Origin of the sequence: Niastella yeongjuensis, from assembly GCF_900110245.1 — a bacterium.
Lineage (GTDB): Bacteria > Bacteroidota > Bacteroidia > Chitinophagales > Chitinophagaceae > Niastella > Niastella yeongjuensis.
In genome coordinates this window covers 138,473-157,506 of record NZ_FOCZ01000008.1, presented here as the reverse complement: position 1 = coordinate 157,506, position 19,034 = coordinate 138,473, and the positions used below count along the sequence as shown (strand labels likewise).

15 protein-coding genes are annotated in these 19,034 nt (G+C 43.7%); 4 read left to right on the top strand and 11 right to left on the bottom strand.

All coding sequences use genetic code 11. The features are described from left to right. Position 1: 1 nt before the first annotated feature. The 8 genes from BMX95_RS21895 to BMX95_RS35030 all read right to left on the bottom strand — a co-directional run bounded on the left by BMX95_RS21895 (position 2) and on the right by BMX95_RS35030 (position 11,881). Entirely contained in the window at positions 2-1,945 is a 1,944-nt protein-coding gene (locus BMX95_RS21895) for an NPCBM/NEW2 domain-containing protein (protein WP_207631498.1), read from the bottom strand. Positions 1,946-1,958: 13 nt separating this feature from the next. Then, the gene (locus tag BMX95_RS21890) at positions 1,959-3,854 is read right to left on the bottom strand and encodes a RagB/SusD family nutrient uptake outer membrane protein (RefSeq protein ID WP_081197821.1); all 1,896 of its coding nucleotides are present in this window, start codon (positions 3,852-3,854) and stop codon (positions 1,959-1,961) included. A 29-nt stretch (positions 3,855-3,883) separates the two neighbouring features. After that, positions 3,884-7,060: a SusC/RagA family TonB-linked outer membrane protein gene (locus tag BMX95_RS21885; RefSeq protein ID WP_090519559.1), complete on the bottom strand. Its 3,177-nt coding sequence runs from the start codon at positions 7,058-7,060 to the stop codon at positions 3,884-3,886. Between the two features lie 120 nt (positions 7,061-7,180). Continuing rightward, entirely contained in the window at positions 7,181-8,791 is a 1,611-nt protein-coding gene (locus BMX95_RS21880) for a right-handed parallel beta-helix repeat-containing protein (RefSeq protein WP_081197823.1), read from the bottom strand. A gap of 262 nt (positions 8,792-9,053) precedes the next feature. Further along, positions 9,054-9,959 carry a helix-turn-helix domain-containing protein gene (locus tag BMX95_RS21875; protein ID WP_081197824.1) on the bottom strand — a complete coding sequence of 302 codons (906 nt, stop codon included), beginning with the start codon at positions 9,957-9,959 and terminating at the stop codon, positions 9,054-9,056. 33 nt (positions 9,960-9,992) lie between these two features. Then, positions 9,993-10,808, bottom strand: a complete 816-nt coding sequence (locus tag BMX95_RS21870) for an SDR family oxidoreductase (RefSeq protein WP_081197825.1) — start codon at positions 10,806-10,808, stop codon at positions 9,993-9,995. Between the two features lie 232 nt (positions 10,809-11,040). Further along, entirely contained in the window at positions 11,041-11,709 is a 669-nt protein-coding gene (locus tag BMX95_RS21865) for a hypothetical protein (RefSeq protein ID WP_081197826.1), read from the bottom strand. Further along, positions 11,702-11,881: a hypothetical protein gene (locus tag BMX95_RS35030; protein ID WP_081197827.1), complete on the bottom strand. Its 180-nt coding sequence runs from the start codon at positions 11,879-11,881 to the stop codon at positions 11,702-11,704. The genes BMX95_RS21865 and BMX95_RS35030 overlap by 8 nt, the downstream gene beginning before the upstream one ends. 178 nt (positions 11,882-12,059) lie before the next feature. Between BMX95_RS35030 and BMX95_RS21855 the strand changes: the two genes are divergently transcribed. After that, positions 12,060-13,349, top strand: a complete 1,290-nt coding sequence (locus BMX95_RS21855) for a T9SS type A sorting domain-containing protein (protein ID WP_090519557.1) — start codon at positions 12,060-12,062, stop codon at positions 13,347-13,349. Between the two features lie 140 nt (positions 13,350-13,489). Here BMX95_RS21855 and BMX95_RS21850 read toward each other — a convergent pair whose 3' ends face one another. Beyond that, on the bottom strand, positions 13,490-14,245 hold the full coding sequence (locus BMX95_RS21850; protein ID WP_081200532.1) for a glycoside hydrolase family 25 protein: 756 nt from the start codon (positions 14,243-14,245) through the stop codon (positions 13,490-13,492). 316 nt (positions 14,246-14,561) lie between these two features. Here BMX95_RS21850 and BMX95_RS21845 point away from each other — a divergent pair, with 316 nt between their 5' ends. After that, a complete protein-coding gene (locus tag BMX95_RS21845; protein WP_081200531.1) occupies positions 14,562-15,332 on the top strand; it encodes a M90 family metallopeptidase in 771 nt (256 codons plus the stop codon). Between the two features lie 89 nt (positions 15,333-15,421). Here BMX95_RS21845 and BMX95_RS35865 read toward each other — a convergent pair whose 3' ends face one another. Both BMX95_RS35865 and BMX95_RS21835 read right to left on the bottom strand, forming a co-directional pair. Next, positions 15,422-15,592, bottom strand: a complete 171-nt coding sequence (locus BMX95_RS35865) for a carboxymuconolactone decarboxylase family protein (RefSeq protein WP_081200530.1) — start codon at positions 15,590-15,592, stop codon at positions 15,422-15,424. A gap of 304 nt (positions 15,593-15,896) precedes the next feature. Next, on the bottom strand, positions 15,897-16,211 hold the full coding sequence (locus tag BMX95_RS21835) for a GntR family transcriptional regulator (RefSeq protein WP_081200529.1): 315 nt from the start codon (positions 16,209-16,211) through the stop codon (positions 15,897-15,899). A 209-nt stretch (positions 16,212-16,420) separates the two neighbouring features. Here BMX95_RS21835 and BMX95_RS21830 point away from each other — a divergent pair, with 209 nt between their 5' ends. Further along, the gene (locus tag BMX95_RS21830; protein WP_081200538.1) at positions 16,421-17,476 is read left to right on the top strand and encodes a glycoside hydrolase family 43 protein; all 1,056 of its coding nucleotides are present in this window, start codon (positions 16,421-16,423) and stop codon (positions 17,474-17,476) included. 10 nt (positions 17,477-17,486) lie between these two features. Then, positions 17,487-18,968 carry a family 43 glycosylhydrolase gene (locus BMX95_RS21825; RefSeq protein WP_081200528.1) on the top strand — a complete coding sequence of 494 codons (1,482 nt, stop codon included), beginning with the start codon at positions 17,487-17,489 and terminating at the stop codon, positions 18,966-18,968. Positions 18,969-19,034 lie beyond the last annotated feature (66 nt).

The window sequence follows — 19,034 nt, the reverse complement described above, 5'->3', positions numbered from 1 at the left end:
GTTAATCGACAGGTTTAATTTTCATAAATAATACGCCATGCGAGGGTACCTGGGCATCATAGCTGTTTTCATGTACGCCTTCATCAATTTGTTTCCATAGGTTACGGATTGTTTGCGGGCCCCTGATACCTAATTGATCCCACGCAATGGTGATCTCCTGTTTGTTGTCTGACAAATTGAACAACCCAACAGCCAGGGAGCCATCGTGTAAAGGTTTGGCCCATATTTCGGTTTTTCTTTCTTTATCGTAACTGATCCTTTTTCCCTGTATGCCTGCCGGGTCCTGGTCAACCGCAATCACTTCGTTGTTGGTTAACAGGCGTAGGGTGAATGAGTCTACCTGTTTCAGATCGCAGCCGATCAATAATGGTGCGGCCAGTATGCTCCAAAGGGTGACGTGTGTATACTGTTCATCAGGTGAAAGATGGGTGGCATGAAGGTCTTTTCCCCACCCTACTTTTCCAACAACCAGCATATCCGGATCGTTCCAGCTACCCGGTTTGGCATATGGCTGCCATTTGCTTTGCATGAATCCGATCGTGGTCATGCTGCACCAGGAGTCGTGAATGTCGCCGGTGGTGCGCCAGGCATTGGTAAGGCGGCTCCAGTCTGCAGCCCCTTCAAACGGGGCTGCATTGGAAATACTGTATACGATATCCCTGCCCGAATTTTGCAACAGGTAATTGAGCTCTGCGGTATGGGCAATATCATTGGTAACCCAATCATATTTTACATAATCGAAGCCCCATTCGGCCCATTGCTGCACATCATTCTTTACAAAAGAAAAGGCGCCATATCTGCGTGAGGAATTGATCACCTTTCCATCTCTTGTATCTGCCCCGCCGCCAATATAACCAGCATAGGTTTGTACCCAGGGTGATGAATAGATCCCGATCCTGATGCCCTTGCTGTGTACATAATTCACGAGGGCTTTCATGTCAGGAAACTTTTCATTCGGCATAATGGCATTGAATTGTCCGCCACGCTGGCCCTGCCACCCATCATCGATATTAATATAGGCATAGCCGTAATTGATCAGGCCCAGGTTTACCATGGCATCTGCCATGTCCCGGATCTTTTTATCATCGATGCCGGCGCCAAAAACATTCCAGCTGTTCCAACCCATCGGTGGGGTGAGCGCTATTGTCTCTCCTATTACCAGATCCAGTTCTTTTGTATCGGATCCATATTTGTTTTGTACGGTGATGGCTACTTTATAGGTTCCGTTCTTTATGGCTTTACCTGTGATAGTGCCTGTGTGGTTATCTATCACCAATCCTTCTGGCAAACCGGTTGCATTAACAACGATAGGGCGTTCACCTGCTACCGGAACGGTAAACAAAAAAGGATGGCCTGCACGGGCGCCATATACATAGGGGGCGTTGATCACCGGCATCTTTGCAGGTGCAGGCGTTGTTATGTAGGCAGCCTCGCTTGTTCTTTTTGTGGAAACAGGGTCGGCACCTTCCACTTCAAAGCAGGCATTTACCCAATCCGCACGATCGCCTGCAATTCCATCACCGGTATGGTCTACGCGTAAAATGAGTGATCTTATCCCCTTCGTTGAAACGGTTACCTGCTTTGCTTTTTCATTTCCATGCATGATACCACTACGCCAGAGGAGTTTACCATCACCGGTGATGATAAACTCGGCGCTTGCCTGCTTCCATTCATGTTCGGGTGGCGAATCATCCAAACCTACACGGGCTTTGAATGAAATGGTCTTTCCATCGAGATCTATTCTGAATACGCTTTCGGCATGTGTACCAACACCCCTGTTGAATTTCTCCCCGGAAATTGACAGGGGTGTCTTCCACATTGACTGATTAGCCATTGCTTTCCCTGCCGACTGGTCTACGTTGGATAGATCCAGTTCATCGAGCCATACAATGCGGGTGGTAGCCCGATAGCCCAAACAAAGCAGGGTCAGCAGCATGGCTGCCATCAGCATCAGTATACTAGTAACCCTTATTCTGTACACAATTGGCATTCCTGTCTCTTTCGGTTTGATAAATCGGTAATGCATATTGGTTATCGGAGTTCCAGGTAATGGCTCCGGCCCTGCTCGTTTCATATGACTTTGCCTCATTTGGCCCAAGCCCCCATCTTCTTACATTGAACCACCATTTTGCTTCGCCAAATGTTTCGGCCCATGTTTCATAATACAGCGCATTCAATGCCAGTTGGTCCTGGAAAGCAGGATCGGATGTATTGGGATGGAGTGCTGCTTTGGTGATCTTTGCGGCTGATGACACTACAGTATAATCCACGCCCGGTTGAACCGCGCCATTTGGCAGGTTCCATGCCCTGCGATGTACCTTGTTGATATACTCCAGTGCATTCGCATCTGCATTATTGCCGGTCAATTTCCAATAACATTCGGCCAGGTTCAGGTATACTTCAGGCAGGCGGGTAAAATAAAAATCAGCACCATGCATACGCGGGTTCTGGCTTGCCTGCACATCATATAAATTGAATTTCCGGAGCGTCCAGCCATGTTTGATGATGTCGCTGCTTTGCGGCGCATTTACCTGGTATTCTGTTTCAGTTGTAGCGCCATAAGGTAATACAGCGACTTTAGCGGCACCGTTCATTACAGAATCTACCCAGGGTTGGTAAGCACCTACCCATAAGCGGGGATCAGGATCTACGTCATACCGTTTCAACGTTTTCATATGGCGGCATGAATCGATATAGGACGTTTCAACAGTGCGGCCGGCTGTACCCAGGTTCTTCATAACCGGGTAATAATTTTGCGGGAATCCAAACCGGCCCAAATTTCTATCGTGCATATACATATTGCCATAGCCCGGGGTGGCGCCGCCAGGTATGCCATTGTCAAAGAAGGGTGTAAAGATCAGGCTTACGGCTGAAGCCGTTGAGGGGCCGGCCATGGCATTGTCGCCCGATCGTACGATCGTGATCTGGTGCAGTGCTTCTGTATTGTTGTTCTCGGTATAGGCATATTGCGGATTGCCGTTCCACATATTATAATAGTCCTGGAAGTTCATCAATGATTTACCTCCGTTTTGAACAATGTCCAGGAAAGCATCGCGGGCTTCATCCCAACGTTCTTCATACATCAATACCCGGCCCAGCAATGCTTCAACGGCAAAATAATCGATGCGGCCTTTGTCTACACCGGTCCAGCTTTTTTTGGCGCCGGTAGCCGGTTCTGTCAATTGTGCCATGGCAGTTTTCAGATCGGCTATTACATAATCCCAGCATTGTTTTACGGTACTGCGTGGCCGCATTTCATCCTGGCGGTCACCGATCTTTACATCCGACGTGTACAGGATAACACCTGGCTCCGTATTATCGCCGTTTCCTTTCACTACCACTTCCTGTGCATATAAATTCATGAGAAAGAAATAATGCCAGGCACGCAGGTAATACGCTTCACCGAGTTTATATCTCAATGCCAGGGTATCGGCTGCAGCTATGGCAGCGCCCTTCTTTTCTTTGAAGTTGGGAACTATCTGGTCGATGAAGGTGCGCGCCTGTTGCACCCCCCGGTACAACCCTCTCCAGGGTGCGCCTGAATAACTGTTAGCCGAATTTATCCGCAGTACCTGCAATTCATTCCACTCGCTGGTACCCAGCCAGGCCACATCACCGGTATGATCGATGTTATAAAAGAACCGGCCCAAGCCTGAAAAGCCAAACAATTCCAGGCAATGCGTGTTGGCATAGGGTGAGTTGAGGAAGTAATCCACCTGAGCCATGGTCTCCGGAAAAATATCCGGGTTCAATACATTGTATGGCTTTGAGTCGTCTACAAAATCTTTCTTACATCCAAAAAGCGAAACGCTTAAACCCAGGATGATGGAAAACTTTATAATGTTTCGTTTCATTAATTGTAATTTTTTGTTTGAAAGAATGATCAGAACCCGAATTCAATTCCGAATGAATGCAATCTTGTTTTCGGATACACTTCGGCAGAAATAATTCCCTGCGACAGGGCGCTGTTGTTGGCACCGGCATATCCAACTTCGGGATCAACATTTTTCACTTTCGTCAGCACAAATAAATTCTGTCCGCTGTAGTATACTCTCACGTGTGACATTTTGAGTCGGTTCAACAATTTTTCAGGAAGGTTGTAACCGATCTGTAAATTCTGCAGACGCAGGAATGATCCTTTCTGGATATGATAATCGGAGATCCTTTTATAGTTGCCATTGGGATCATACTGGAAGGCATTATTACTTAAATAACCCCACCTGGGTTGACCGGTAAGTCCGTTGCCATACATAAAGGAACTGTTGAATACCTGCGACGTTGTATTGAAATCGTTATATACACTCCCATAATAACCGTTCATTCCATTGTATACATCATTACCATATACTCCATTGAATAAACAGGCCAGGTCAAAGTTTTCATAGGACAGCCCAATGTTAAAACCATAGGTCATTTTGGGAAGCGGGTTGCCGATAACGGTCCGGTCCAGATCATTGATCACATTATCACCATTAATATCTGCATACCAGATATCGCCAGGCCCCGTTCCACTTGCATAATAGAATGCATTGCCGCTGCTTTGGGCTTTTGCGTTCAGCTCATCGATGGTTTTCTGATCGGGTATCAGTCCGTTTGTTTTAAATCCATAGAATTGAGAAATGGGTGAGTTCAGTTGCGTACGGGCAACTGTGCCTGACCAGTATTCGCCGGCGGTACCTGCATCCAATGGCAGTTGTTCGCCACCGAAAGACAGTATTTTATTGCGGTTGAAGGCTGCATTAAATCCGAGTTCTACGCCCAGTTTTCCAAAATTATCCTTGTAGTTAACAGTCAGTTCCAGCCCTTTATTCCGCATTTTACCCAGGTTCATATCAAGGGCATAGGTGTCAGAAGCAGAGTGGCCGCCGCCCATACCCGAGCTCAGTGGCAGCTTACGTTGATACAGCATGTCTTTTGTATCACGGATATAATAATCCACGGTAAGGCCCAGTTTGTTCTTGAACAGGCCAACATCCAAACCAATGTTAGCGGTGGTTACCGTTTCCCACTTAATGCTTTCATTGGCAACGCGGCCAATGCCCCAGCCATTTACAGTACCCGTTCCCGGCAATTCGTTGAATTGTGTTTTATCATAGTTTGCGAGCGAAGGAATGTATACATAGCTGCCTACTCCGTCATTGCCCAGGCTTCCATAGGAAACCCGCAGTTTAAGATCAGACAGCTGGCTTATTTTATCTTTAATGAAATCTTCTTCTATCATTCGCCAGCCTACTGCAGCAGAAGGGAAATTGCCTTTTCGGTAACGGGGTGCAAAGCGGTCGCTTATATCCTGGCGAAGATTGGCCTCTAACAGGTATTTATTTTTAAAAGCGTAGTTAATTCTGCCAAAATAACTTTCCATGCGGGAGATGCCATAGTTCATATCAGAACTACGTCCGCTGGTATTTGCCGGTACGTTGCTCAATGCAGCTGATTCTGAAAAACCAACAGGGAAGGCATCGGAAATAACCGGAACAGAATAGGCAGAGTTCACGGCATAGATCGATCCGGAAAGGTCATCTGAAGAAGATTTTCTTCCTTCCATCCCGGCCAGCAATTTAAACTCATGCTCACCGATCTTTTTATCATAGGAAGCCACAATGTTCCCAACATAAGCCATCGTAAGGTTGCTTTGTTTGCGAAGATTGTCCTGCGGTTGATTGGATTGACCAGATACATACCATTTGGGTTCAAACTGACGGGCCATGCTGGTACTCCAGTTTCCGCCACCCGTAGCGCGTACATGTAATCCGGTGAGGGGTTCAACATCTATGTACAGGTTTCCTTCGGCTTCCAGTGAATTGTATCTTCTGTTGGTGGTGTTTACATAAGCAGCCCAGTTGCCACCATTGTAATTGCCCGGTGAAGGCAGGCCGCCCCAGGTGCCATCGTCGTTTTTAGGCCGCATCATAGGCGACGATCTGAAGGGCAACGCATAGGCATTGGCCGCTGCGCCGGTGATCACCGGTGGATTATCCGAATAATTATACAGGTTAAGTCGTTCACCCACCTTTATTCTTTTTCCCAGATCGTAATCACTGTTTACACGCAGGCTGTATCTTTCTGACCAGGTATTGGTAACAATCCCATCTACACGCCGGTAGCCGGCTGAAATGTAATAGTTCTGCTTTTGACTTCCGCCGCTGATAGAAGCGGTGTAGTTCTGCTCTTTTCCGGTGCGGTATAAATAATCTATCCAATCGGTATTTACCGATTCATCCCAATTAACAGCGGAGGGAATAATTGCAGACCATGCTCTTTTATAATCGGGCGTTCCCAATAATTTGGGCAGAAAAGTACCGTTGCTGAATCCCTGCATCCCAGAGATATCGATAGCCATTTTTTCTTTACGAGCGCCTTTTTTTGTAGTGATAAGAATAACACCGCCTGCTGCCCGGGACCCGTAAATTGCGGCAGAGGAGGCATCGCGTAACACCTGGATGTCTGCAATATCACGGGGGTTGATATTGAAACCTGTATTTCCAACGGCGGGCACGCCATCGATCACATATAATGGCGACATGCCACGGATGTTCCCCACACCCCTGATCACCACCGTTCCGGTATTTCGCGGATCACCGCTGGCATTGGTAACCTGCACACCGGCTGCACGTCCCTGTAGCATGTTGGCAACACCGGTAACCGCCATTTTGGAAATGTCTTTGGTGTTTACAGATGAAACGGCGCCTAACAGATTGGCTTTTTTCTGCACACTGTAACCGATCACCACCACATCATTCAGTTGTTTTGATGTGGACGTTAATATTACCTGAATGGAGGTGGTTTGACTGTTGACAGTAAGTGTGCGGTCTAAATACCCGACACTGCTGACAGTGAGTTTTGATGAGGATTTGATCAGGTTAATAGAAAACTTTCCGTTGGCATCCGTGATCGCCACGTTTTGGGTCCCGCTCTCGGTGGCGGTAGCGCCAGCCAGTGGTTCGTTTTGATCCGACACAACCACTCCTTTTACTGATGTGTTTTGTGCATCCACTTCCTGCACCCTGGCAAAAAGGGTCATCAGAAGCAATACAATACTAAAGAATTGCTGCATTTTCATATGACTTGCAATAAATTTTGGTTTTAAAATATCGACGTAAATGTATTGGTACTGTACCAATGACACTAATTAAAATCCGATAATAACAGGAACAATTCGTGAACAAACTGCCCACAAGATTTAATTCCCCCATTCATAGGCGCCCATCGTTGGGTTTTGTGCGTTGGAAACCAGGTTTCCGAAGAAATCCTTTCCACCGTTATTATTTATCAAAAGCCCTGCGTGGATAGCCGGAGAAGTGGCCGGTACTTTATATCCATCCACGGTATTGATGCCATCCCCGCCAGTACCTGGTCCTGCCAGCAAGGGATTTGTTACCAGCGCATTGTTATCACTGGCTGCTTTTTGTCCCTGGTAATAGGCGTTGTGGTCATATACGATATTGGCCTGATCATCGAACTGGAAGCTGGTTGCATAGAAAAGATTATTGTGGAATTCGATGCCGGGATGAACACCCGTTCCCCCGTCTCTATCCAGCACGCCGATCTTTGTATCGTCATAGAAGGTGTTGTTATAAATAGAAATGGGAACTATTTTTCCATTGGGGTGGCTATGCAATTCAAACGTTCTGTTACCAAAAGCATGTCCATCGTTTTGACTGATGTTGTAACGTACAATTCCATAAGTAAAATCAGGGCCAGGATCGCCCATGTGCAGAAAGAACCCGCCTTCATTATCGTGAGAATAATTGTATTGAATAATCGTATAGCCGGGGCTGCCGAGATCGATATCGAAAGCTTCGGAATCCATAGAGGAATAAGGACTCGGGTTGGTGAGTTTCGTATAGGCAACCTCATTGTATTGAATGATCATGTTCTTTCCTCTGCCCCATAAACCCGCCAGCACAATATTCATATTCACGCCAAGCGTGTAAGCACCTGCGTTTAAAACCTTGTTGTACTCTATGAGCACATTCTTTGAAGTATAAACAATGATGCCTTCCAAAGCTGTTCTGTTGATCGTATTGCTTCGGATGATCACATTATTATTATAGTAGGTGGTATCCTTATTGCTGCCGTCGCCCATCATAATGCCCCGTGACGAACAACGTTCCAGTTTGTTTCCTTCGATCAGCAGACTATCGAAATAAGCTTGCGCCGAATTAGAACGCACAAAAATGCCAGCCTGCAAATGCCGGTTGGTGATGGGCGTGCCTTCTACATCGTGCACATCGTTATTTTTTATAGCTATGCCGGGATAAACGCCGGTGGTGGCCAGGGCAACATAAATTCCGCATAAAGATCTGTCGGGTGGACGCACCGCGCGCGGATTGCTTACATCAAAGTTTTCAAATGTCAGGTACCTGGTATCCTGGATCAATACCGCTGAAAGGGTGCTGTTGTCACCGACAATTTTGGGTTTATCACCCGATCCATAGGTTCCAAACGTAATTCTTGCCGAAGCGGAACCCGAACTTTTGATCACCAGGGTGCCCGTCCAGGAATTCCCTCTTTTGAACAATATAGAATCGCCAGGCTGAAAGGTTACCGAATTTACTTTAGCGAGCGACTTCCAGGCAGTTGCCGGCGTTAGGCCATTGGCCGAGTCGGACCCGTCGTTGTCGATATAATACCGGGTAGTGGTAACCACGGGGTCGGCAGGATGATGTGGATCATGGGGGTTATTTACAGGTAGTTCTTTGCAGCAGGAACTGAAAAAGCCGATTTGCAGGAACATAATTCCAAGCAGGAAAGACAGCTCCTTAAGACCGGACGGCTTACATTTTTTCATATAGCAATAGTTGAGGTTAACTGAATACAATCGTTCCGGTCAAAAATATTTGGAGCCACAGGCAGGAGCAAGATAAACCATTAAAAAAGCAGGAACAAAGTGGAAACAAAGTACGATCAAAATTGTAATATGCTACAATTCAACTAGATATACTAAGTACACAACTAATAAGATATTGATTAGACAAAAAAAGCGAATGATCAGATCTGACCATTCGCTTTAGCGGCGGTGAATTCTAATTTGAAAAATGGAATTGTAACCCTTAATTAAGGTTGCGGTAATCGCTCGGCGAGTAGCCTGTCTTTTGCCTGAACAACCGGGTAAAATGCGGCGGATTTTCAAAGCCAAGCATATAAGCGATCTCACTCACCGGTTTATCCGTACTCCAAAGTAATGCTTTCGCCTTGTTGATCAGATGCAAATGGATGTGTTCCTGCGTTGTCTTACCGGTAAATTTTTGCAGCAGATCGGAAAGATAATTGGGTGACAGGTTCAACTGTTCAGCAAACTTTTTCACTCCGGGAAGGCCGCTGTTGATCAACGTATCCTGGGCGAAATGATCCTTCAGCAATTTTTCAAAAGCCTGCACAACATCGGTGTTGACTTTGGCACGGGTATAAAACTGACGATCGTAAAACCGGCTGCAATAATTCAGCAGCAATTCTATATTGTTTTGAATGAGGGTTTTTGTGTGCTTGTCTACGTTTTGACCACATTCCTGTTCGATCTTTCTGACACAATCATACAAGGCGAGTTTTTCCTCTTCTGAAACATGCAGCGCTTCGTTCGATTCGTAATTAAAATAGGAATACTGACCTATCGTTTGACCTAAGGTAGAATGATGGATCAGGTCAGGATGAAAAAACAGCGCCCAGCCTTCTTCCAGTGATGGTGCTGGCGTAGGCGTGGTGGCCTGGCCGGGTGCAGTAAACATGAGCGAACCCTCGCTAAAGTCATAATATGACCGACCATAACGTAGTACACCATTGAATTTTTTGCAGAAAATTGTATAAAAGTTGAGCCGGTAGGAAAGTCCATTCCTGTCCCCACGAAAATGATACTTGGTGAGGTCGATCACCGCCACCAATGGGTGCCGCGGTTTACCGCAATCCCATAATTCGTGTATTTCGCCGATGGTTTCAATATCAACATACTTTTTCTGTGTCATAACTCAATTTGTCCGCAAGTCGATAACCATTTACTAATTTACGAACCGGTCACGCATTATTTTTACAAATTCAGAATCGCTATTTTCATATTTGGTATCAATGTAAAACTGGGCATCCTTACCGATAACGTAGCGCAATTGTGCTTTGTTGTCGGTTGCAGCATCGTAAATTGTTTGCGCAACATCCCCAGGTGTGGCTTTGGGTAAATGTGCGGTCGTTGACTGATAACGCCCGAAGAAGCCGCCCATGATCGGGTTATATTCCGGTACTCCGTTTTGGATCATTTCTATCCCATTTCTGAAATTGGTGTTAACACCGCCAGGTTCAATGACCTTTACAAATATCCCAAATGAGGAAACCTCATGAGATAACGATTCCGAAAAGCCTTCCACTGCAAACTTGCTGCTATTGTATAAACTGCCGAAAGGTAAACCTACCTGGCCTCCGAAAGATGAAATGTTGATGATTGTACCATGCCCCTGCTTACGCATTATAGGTAATACCGCACTGGTAACATTCATCAAACCGAATACATTCACTTCGTATTGCTTGCGGATCTGTTCAGGTTTGGCAGACTCGAAGACACCCATCAGACCGAAGCCTGCATTATTCACCAATACGTCGATACTGCCGAAGTGGCCAATCGCCGCTTCTACAGCATGCTGGATAGAATCAGAATCCTGCACATCCAAACGCGTAACCAGTACATTTTCCAGTTCTGTCAGTTCCTGCTCTTTTCCAGGTGAACGCATCGTTGCAACAACGTTCCATCCTTCTTTTTGAAATATTTTAGCCGTTTCCCTGCCGAAGCCTGATGAGGCCCCTGTGATAATTACTGTTTTGCTCATTTGATATACCTTTTATTGATACAAAGGTGCGGTCAATGCGTAAATTGGACTTACCCGATTCTACGGATCACTTACCAGTTTTACGGATTATCATTTTGTTGGAATAAGCAAAAACTTTACCCGTATTTATCTTTCGTTGGGCGAGGTGTTTTAAGCAGCTTTCAATCTATGACCCTTTTTAAGTTCAGGTTGGCAAGGCATTTAAAGATGGGCGCAAAATATTAATTATGCTTTATTTGGCCGATTTTTTTACTTTATTATCCATTGTTATTTCAAACCTGTAAGGTATATATAGCTCGACACCTGTTGTGTCACGTCCCATATATCTAGCTTTGATCTCAGCTCCACTCTTATTAATCTGAATTAAATATTCCGGCGTACTTAATCTGTCATTGTCTGGCTTTTTCTTTTCTTCTTCAGGATTTGAATGTTTAAGAAGGAACCTATTTGATATCAGCACATCATCAAGGCCGGATCTATCAAGCTCTATAATACTATCGTATAAATGGTATTTCCCATAGAAGTGTTTCTTTGAACCCCAGGAACCACTCCTGATAAAATAAGTTCCATTAGTTTTAAAATCAGCATAAACGCCGTGCCTATCGGCTTGCAAAAGTGAAGGCACATTCAGCCTGGATTCAAAATAATTAAAAATAATGATCGCCGGAACTAAAGAAAATAAACTAATGAAAGTTTTCCAAAAGCTAAGAAACTTGCGTTTTGTTCTATAGTTAATAACACCTTCTTTAATTATCTTTCCAAAACAATAAAGCCAAATTGCACCCAAAATGCAATAAAGAATCAGGGCAAAAATATTATCCCGCTGATAAGAATTATATAGAACTTTAGAGATGAAATAACTGCAAACAATCAGTATTATAAATTCCCGATATTTAACCATTCGTATTGTCGTTTATTGAATCAATTGAAAGTGTAACCATATCGGCTTTAAACTGCTTTTCTGCTTTTTCCAGATCCCCACTTACACTCTCAATCAAAACTAAGCCATCACAAAGCCCAATGGGAATTCGTTGCCGCAGGATTATTAATTTATTTTTATATATCTCGTTCATTTTCAAAGGAACATTAACGTTCGTTTGTAATTATATGAAAAATAGCTCAATTTGAATACCTAACCCACACTACTAAATTATGACGACAAATTGTAAAAATGTGTTCAATGGGTCGGCTGATTTGAGGTTTTCTTAACAATCTCGTTCTTATATTTATTGCCACTGTAACCCGCACCCTATGAATGAAGTAAAATTCATTGAAAAAGAATTTGCAGACAGGTTCGAATACCACTTACCTGCCACGCATACAAGATTTTTAAATAAGTCTGTATTTGATGATAGTTTTGAAATGGAAGAACCGTTACTAGAGGATTTCGGTACCTTTTTAAAAAAGAATGGGGTATTATCGTTGGCGTCCCGCGAAAACTCGCTTTTATATTATCTTATCTTAAATAGTCTCTCCCTGAACAATACGTGTTATCTGATTTATTTTGACCATGAGCATGCCGCACAACTTTTAACCCCTGGCGTACAGGCAAATAAATGTGAATGGCGATACTCAATTGAGTACGTAAAAGATAACGAGCTTTGTACTGTATTTGGCTTTCAAAACCCCATCGAATTTTTAGAAGCTGTTAATTATTCAAATCAAGATCTGTCAAACAGGTATTTTTATATTGTTGAAATTAACCAGGCCAACCTGATCAAATATGTAAATTTATATTCGAGCGATGTAACCAATTGGAGCTTTGCATTTTGCCCTTTGGAAAGCAGGGAAATAGTATTACAATTATTCACTGATCCTGCTCCTTCCACACAAGCGCCTGTTGGCAAAACCATCTGGTTGCAGGGTAACACAGGTCAGTATGTGAGCTCTAAAGGCGGTGTGAATCCTATGTTCTGTAACGCGACTGTTGTAGCGGGCTGGAACCAATTCCTGGTGGTAGATGCCGGTAATGGTAAAATTGCGCTGCAGAATGGCGGTTTGTATGTATCCTCAGAAAACGGTACACAGGCTATGACCTGTAACCGTTTTGCTTTCCAGGGCTGGGAAACTTTTGACTGGATTGTGAACAGCAATGGTACTGTTTCACTGCGTGGCAGCAATGGCGACTATATGTCTTCTGAAAATGCAGCACAGGCTATGACCTGTAACAGGCCTGCGGCACAGGGTTGGGAGCAGTTTAATTATGGTATTGTATCCAGTGCGTCGTTGGCAGCAAGAAGCGTTGCGGCAGAAACAGCCATAGTGCAACCGGTAAAATCATTGGTTGTTTATCCGAATCCTGTAACCGGTAACACCCTGCAGTTAGCAATCAACGCTGGCAGCAACGCTAAACTGGTGATTGCCTTGGTAGATGCACAAACCGGTCGTGTGGCTGCACAGCAGGTGTATCAACCCACCGGCAAACACCCGCAGCAGGTACATCTGAATATCAGTCGTGTACCGGAAGGGGTATTTATTCTGAAAGTGAACAGTGAGCATGGAGAGCAGCTAGGTACTACCAAGGTGGTAAGAGCAAAATAGTTGTAATCTTAATTCTAATTTTATCCTCGCGTCTCCTGGCGCGAGGATTTTTTATTAATAGGAAAAATTAGAAAAGCCTTGAATAAGCAAAAGCTTTACCCGTATTTATCTTTCGTTGGGCGAGGTGTTTTAAGCAGCTTTCAATCAGTCACCCTTTTTAAGTTCAGGTCAAGGTTGCCGTTGGTACCCAAAACACCTTTCTCAGAAAATTGCCAGATGTGCCATTGGTTCCAACCTTTGGCCGGTACTGCGTTGTTTTGATCGTCTGTATACCTTGACAGCCATAATTTATACCGGGTGCCCAGTGTATGAGTGGGTGGTAATTTTCTTTCCAGGTATTCTTTTCTGCTATAGATCAATGGATTTGTGGAAGGATTAGCAGGATCAAAGAAAAAACTCAGGAATGTTTCAACCCATGTCAGGTATTCATTGGGTGCCAATGACGAATCAAAACTGGTGGTATCTTCCAGATCGAGCATTAGAGGTAGATCGGCAGCTGGTAAATCTGTGAGCAGGATTTTAACTTCTGCGGCTTCGGCGGTAGCATCAAGCTCAATGGTGTTGTCATTCTTTTTATCGGGTCTTCCAAAATGATAATACCCTATTTGAAGCCCATTTTCTTTGGCAGCAAGCGCATTCGCTTTTGCCTTTTCATCGGGGGTACCTACGCCTTCAGAGATTTTTATATATACGAACTGTACATTAGCTTTTTTTATCGCAGTCCAATCGGTAATGGCATTATAATGCGAGATATCAATTCCCCTGATAAAATTTGCCGGGCTGCCAGGAACATTCCGAAGATCATCAAAGTGGTTGGGTTGTGTTGCGGTGAGTGTAGGAGGTGAAACAGGCATTGTTGCACGAAGACGGGTTACTAGATCAATATTTTTTTTCATGGCGTGTAAGCTAAATAATTTTTATTAGAAAAGTCTTCCGAACATATTACATTACTGGAGTGAAAATTGCCGAGGGGAGTTCTATCGAACCCCTACTCTCCTTTTTTGTCGTTTTATCCAATCAATTAAATATATCTAAAAGGTATAATTATGCGTTCCCCTTTATTTGGAGAATTGTCCTGTCCTGTCGCCGCCTTATAAAAATGAAGCAGAATTAATGTTTTTACAAGAATATGGCCTCTAATCATTTTGTTTGGGTGCCAGGGATAGCAGTAATTGTTCTACATTTATTGTAGCTTAAAGAATATATGGAATTATGACACCGATCTTCGTATTAATAATAATTGCCTTGGTTGTAGTTGTTTTGGCATTGTATAAAGGTCCGATTAAGAAGGCCGATCTGCCAGCCGACTATAAAAAAATCTTGTCTGAGCACGTTGCTTTTTACCGCACACTTGATGATAAAGGGAAAATTCGTTTTGAAGAAAAAATAAAAGAGTTCCTTGGCTATATCCGTATTACAGGGGTTGATACAAATGTAGATGACCTTGATACCTTGTTAGTTGCCTCCAGTGGAGTAATTCCAATATTTGGGTTTCCCGAATGGCGTTATTATAACTTGAGTGAAGTGCTTCTTTATCCTAATTCTTTTAATGAAATTAGTTTTCTATCAAAAGGTGCAGATCGTCATGTATTAGGAATGGTTGGAGATGGGGCTATGCAAAGGACTATGATTTTGTCTAAACTCGCATTACGCAACGGTTTTGCAAATGTATCTGGAAAAGAAAACACCGGCATTCATGAATTTGTTCATTTACTTGATAAAGAAGATGGCGCTGTTGATGGAATACCGGAGGCCTTGCTGAATAGACAATTCACTATACCCTGGCTACAATTGATTGCAAAAAATATTGTAGCAATCAAAGCCGGCAAATCAGATATTAATATTTATGGCTCAAAAAATAAAGCTGAGTTTTTTGCTGTCGCATCTGAATACTTTTTCGAAGATCCTGAAAGGTTTAAGCAAAAACATCCCGAATTGTATAATCTAATGACACAGATGTTTCAACAGTCGCCTGCACATTAAAATATTCAATAAAATTCCTGCTCCTGACATGGAGCATGTTCCGTATCAACCAAATAAAAAAGCGCATGATCAGATCTGACCATTCGCAATTATCTTAGTTCGTTTGCATGAAAGCGACAGCAATAGGCGCAGCCGTTTATTTGAGAAACCCGTAATTCTGCTAGTACAATCAGTGAATTATCTAGTCCTGATTGTCTGATACTGCTGTGCGACTGGTATAAGAAGTCAATTACTTCTCCGGAAATTTTTTTGAAATCCATATGTTTATCTGCTTATTGTTTTTGTTGTATGCTGGTTGTTTGCCGGATTGCAAAACTTGATAATCTGCCGGGAAATAAGCGGTAATAAAATGGGTAAAACCAGTAATATTATTGGATGAAGGCCATAGAGGGAGCAAGAGCCTTTTCGTTATATGGCAGCTCGTTATACAGGCTTACTAATTTACAACTTTCTATTGCAAGCTATGAGATATCCAAATTAAACAATCGAAAAAAGCAAGCTATCCTGTACTATTCTGAAAGGGAGGCTGAACTTAATAAAAAGAATATATATACATCATACTTACTAATACTTAAATTTATGTTGAACAAAAAAGCCCTCTCCTTTTTTCCATTGAACCATGCCGCTCCTGTTGAGATATTTGTACGCGCGAAATACAGTGGCTCTCGACAAGCCTAACGTCCGGTTACATCTATAAACCGACGGCAGTGGTTTATTACAATCAAATTGCCCATCCTCTATTCCCTGCTGCAGTTGAATGGCTAATTGGAGATAAACGGGTGTAACATCCCCCGCATTGATACTGAACTTTTCAATTTCGATGTCAAGGCGACTGGCGTATTGGCGGGGCTTATCCTCAAGGGTCAGACCTGGGTACATACTTAGTGTTTATTTTAATAGAAGACCCAATATTGAGGCAGACATGGGGGTGGGAAAATAAAAAATTATTTGGCCCAATACCTCATCACCTGGGTTATACCTATTCTATACAACAGCATAGTGCAGGATACAACAGGAAGGTAATTTTGCATAATTATTGTTATAATTGTATAACAAACAATTGCAAGCCAATGATGCCTAAAACGCTTATGAAAGAGCATAGCCTTATAATGCTCTTTATTCTATTAACTACTGTTACTGCATTTGCTCAAAAGAAAACTAAACTTCCACAGGAAAAAAATATGGCCGCCTACCTGATGGTTTATTTCAGAGATGCCGATCACGATCTGCATTTCGCCTTGAGTAAGGATGGTTATAGCTTTACGGATGTAAACAACGGACAGGCGGTAATTAAAGGCGATACCATTGCGGAACAAAAAGGCATTCGTGACCCCTACATTTTTCGTGCACCTGATGGCATGTTCTATATGGCACTGACCGACCTGCACATTTATGCACAGCAGGCGGGTTATCGCACAACGGAATGGGAACGGGAAAAAAACAAGTTCGGCTGGGGAAACAACCGTGGCCTGGTGCTCATGAAATCCAAAGACCTGGTGCATTGGTCACATACAGTATTACGTGTGGACCAGGTTTCGCCTGAATTGGCCGACATTGGCTGTGCCTGGGCTCCTGAGTTGATCTATGATGAGCAGCAAAATAAGACTATGATCTATTTTAGTATGCGGCATGGCACCGAAAAGGAACAGGTTTATTATGCTTATATGAATCCGGATTTCACCCAAATGGAAACTGCACCTAAAGTGTTGTTCGCTTATCCTCGCCCGGCTGCTTACATCGATGCAGATATTACCAAAGTGGGAAATAAATTTCATTTGTTCTTTGCATCTCACGACGGTGGATCACATATCGAACATGCGGTTTCGGATTCTATCAATACAGGTTATCAATACGAAGGTCGCCGCATAGACCCCGAACCGCGTGGCTGCGAAGCACCAACTATTTATAAGCTGATTGGCGAAAACAAATGGATATTGGTCTATGACATTTACAGTATCAAGCCACATAACTTCGGTTTCAGTGAAACGACTGATTTTGTCAAATTCACTAACCTGGGACATTTTAACGAAGGCATAATGAAGGCTACCAATTTTACAATACCTAAACATCCAGGCATTATACAGATCACAAAAAAAGAAGCGCAACGTATTGCTGACAACTGGAAAATGTCGATGATTTTTTAAATCCTTACCTATGAAGCAACTGATCTATCAAATAAGCGCCTTGTGTGGTTTGTTTTTTTATTTTACCGATTGCGTAGGACAGACTTATCCAAAAGTAGCTTTGGCTGGCGATTATCCTGATCCTACTATTGTCAGGGATGGCAAAGACTATTACATGACTCACTCGCCATTCCTAAATGCGCCGGGTCTGCTCATCTGGCACTCCACAGACCTGGAGCATTGGGAACCGGTTTGTCGCGCCCTGCCAGATGTACCAGGACTAGGTTATGCGCCCGACCTGGTGGAATATAAAGGACGTTTCTATATTTACTTCCCGGCCTCGGGTACGAATTACGTGATTTGGGCTGATAAGATCACCGGTCCCTGGAGCAAGCCCATCGACCTGAAGGTAGGCAAAATAGATCCTGGCCATGCTGTTGGTGAAGACGGCAAACGTTACCTGTTTTCATCTGGCGGTAACCGTATTAAATTAACGGATGACGGTTTGGCTACAGAGGGTATTATGGAAAATGTTTATACAGGTTGGGATTTTCCTAAAAAGTGGCAAACAGAAGGGAAATGGCTGGAATCACCAAAAATCATAAAGCATGGCGAATACTTTTACCTAACCTGCGCTGAGGGTGGCACAGCCGGGCCGCCAACCAGTCATATGGTAATATCGGCCCGCTCCAAAAACATAAATGGCCCCTGGGAAAATTCACCCTACAATCCTATTGTGCATACTTATTCTGCTGATGAGCCGTGGTGGTCAAAAGGACACGGCACCCTCATTGACGATGTAAACGGAAATTGGTGGATCGTTTACCATGCTTATAAAAAGGGATTTTATACGCTTGGAAGATATACGTTAGTGGAACCGATTGAATGGACAAAAGAAGGCTGGTTTAAATTAGCCTCCAGGCCGTCAAAAAAACTTTCTTCTAAATTGCAGCACAGTGGTTTTAATCTGTCTGACCCGTTTGCGGGTAAAGACCCCGGACTGCAATGGACATTGTGGCGACAGCGTAATACCCTGGGTGTACAGCTAAGTAATAACAGCCTATATATGGAAGGAAAAGGGACCAGTCCGGCTAATGGCCGTATATTGCTTTGCATCCCCACAGACACCAGTTACCGCACCGAGGTGACGATAGCCACCCAACCTGGTAGTACTGGCGGCCTGCTTCTCTTTTACAACGATAAGGCATTTACCGGCATTACAGCGGATACCCAACAGATCACGTTTTATGATCCGTCAGGGATAACTAAAACATTCCCACGAAGTGTTGCCGGTCCAATCAGGTTAAGGATAGATAACCACCAGGAACATTGCAGCTTTTCATTGAGCGATGATGGGCGAAACTGGCGCATCGTAGCCGATAATATAGTCGTGTCTGCGTTACAGCACAACAACTATAAAGGTTTTCTGGCACTGAGGATCGGTTTGTTCGCTAGCGGACAGGCCCAGGTGAAATTCAATGACTTTAGTTATTCATCAAATAAAGCGCAATAGGTAATAATTCAGGTCGTTGCAAATAATCCAATTCGCATAGTAATGACACAAAATACATCACTAAAT

Bases quoted from the DNA above. Each gene is read 5' to 3' on its own strand.
- BMX95_RS21895 (WP_207631498.1), bottom strand. From the start codon at position 1,945: ATGGCAGCCATGCTGCTGACCCTGCTTTGTTTGGGCTATCGGGCTACC.
- BMX95_RS21890 (WP_081197821.1), bottom strand. From the start codon at position 3,854: ATGAAACGAAACATTATAAAGTTTTCCATCATCCTGGGTTTAAGCGTT.
- BMX95_RS21885 (WP_090519559.1), bottom strand. From the start codon at position 7,060: ATGAAAATGCAGCAATTCTTTAGTATTGTATTGCTTCTGATGACCCTT.
- BMX95_RS21880 (WP_081197823.1), bottom strand. From the start codon at position 8,791: ATGAAAAAATGTAAGCCGTCCGGTCTTAAGGAGCTGTCTTTCCTGCTT.
- BMX95_RS21875 (WP_081197824.1), bottom strand. From the start codon at position 9,959: ATGACACAGAAAAAGTATGTTGATATTGAAACCATCGGCGAAATACAC.
- BMX95_RS21870 (WP_081197825.1), bottom strand. From the start codon at position 10,808: ATGAGCAAAACAGTAATTATCACAGGGGCCTCATCAGGCTTCGGCAGG.
- BMX95_RS21865 (WP_081197826.1), bottom strand. From the start codon at position 11,709: ATGGTTAAATATCGGGAATTTATAATACTGATTGTTTGCAGTTATTTC.
- BMX95_RS35030 (WP_081197827.1), bottom strand. From the start codon at position 11,881: ATGAACGAGATATATAAAAATAAATTAATAATCCTGCGGCAACGAATT.
- BMX95_RS21855 (WP_090519557.1), top strand. From the start codon at position 12,060: ATGAATGAAGTAAAATTCATTGAAAAAGAATTTGCAGACAGGTTCGAA.
- BMX95_RS21850 (WP_081200532.1), bottom strand. From the start codon at position 14,245: ATGAAAAAAAATATTGATCTAGTAACCCGTCTTCGTGCAACAATGCCT.
- BMX95_RS21845 (WP_081200531.1), top strand. From the start codon at position 14,562: ATGACACCGATCTTCGTATTAATAATAATTGCCTTGGTTGTAGTTGTT.
- BMX95_RS35865 (WP_081200530.1), bottom strand. From the start codon at position 15,592: ATGGATTTCAAAAAAATTTCCGGAGAAGTAATTGACTTCTTATACCAG.
- BMX95_RS21835 (WP_081200529.1), bottom strand. From the start codon at position 16,211: ATGTACCCAGGTCTGACCCTTGAGGATAAGCCCCGCCAATACGCCAGT.
- BMX95_RS21830 (WP_081200538.1), top strand. From the start codon at position 16,421: ATGAAAGAGCATAGCCTTATAATGCTCTTTATTCTATTAACTACTGTT.
- BMX95_RS21825 (WP_081200528.1), top strand. From the start codon at position 17,487: ATGAAGCAACTGATCTATCAAATAAGCGCCTTGTGTGGTTTGTTTTTT.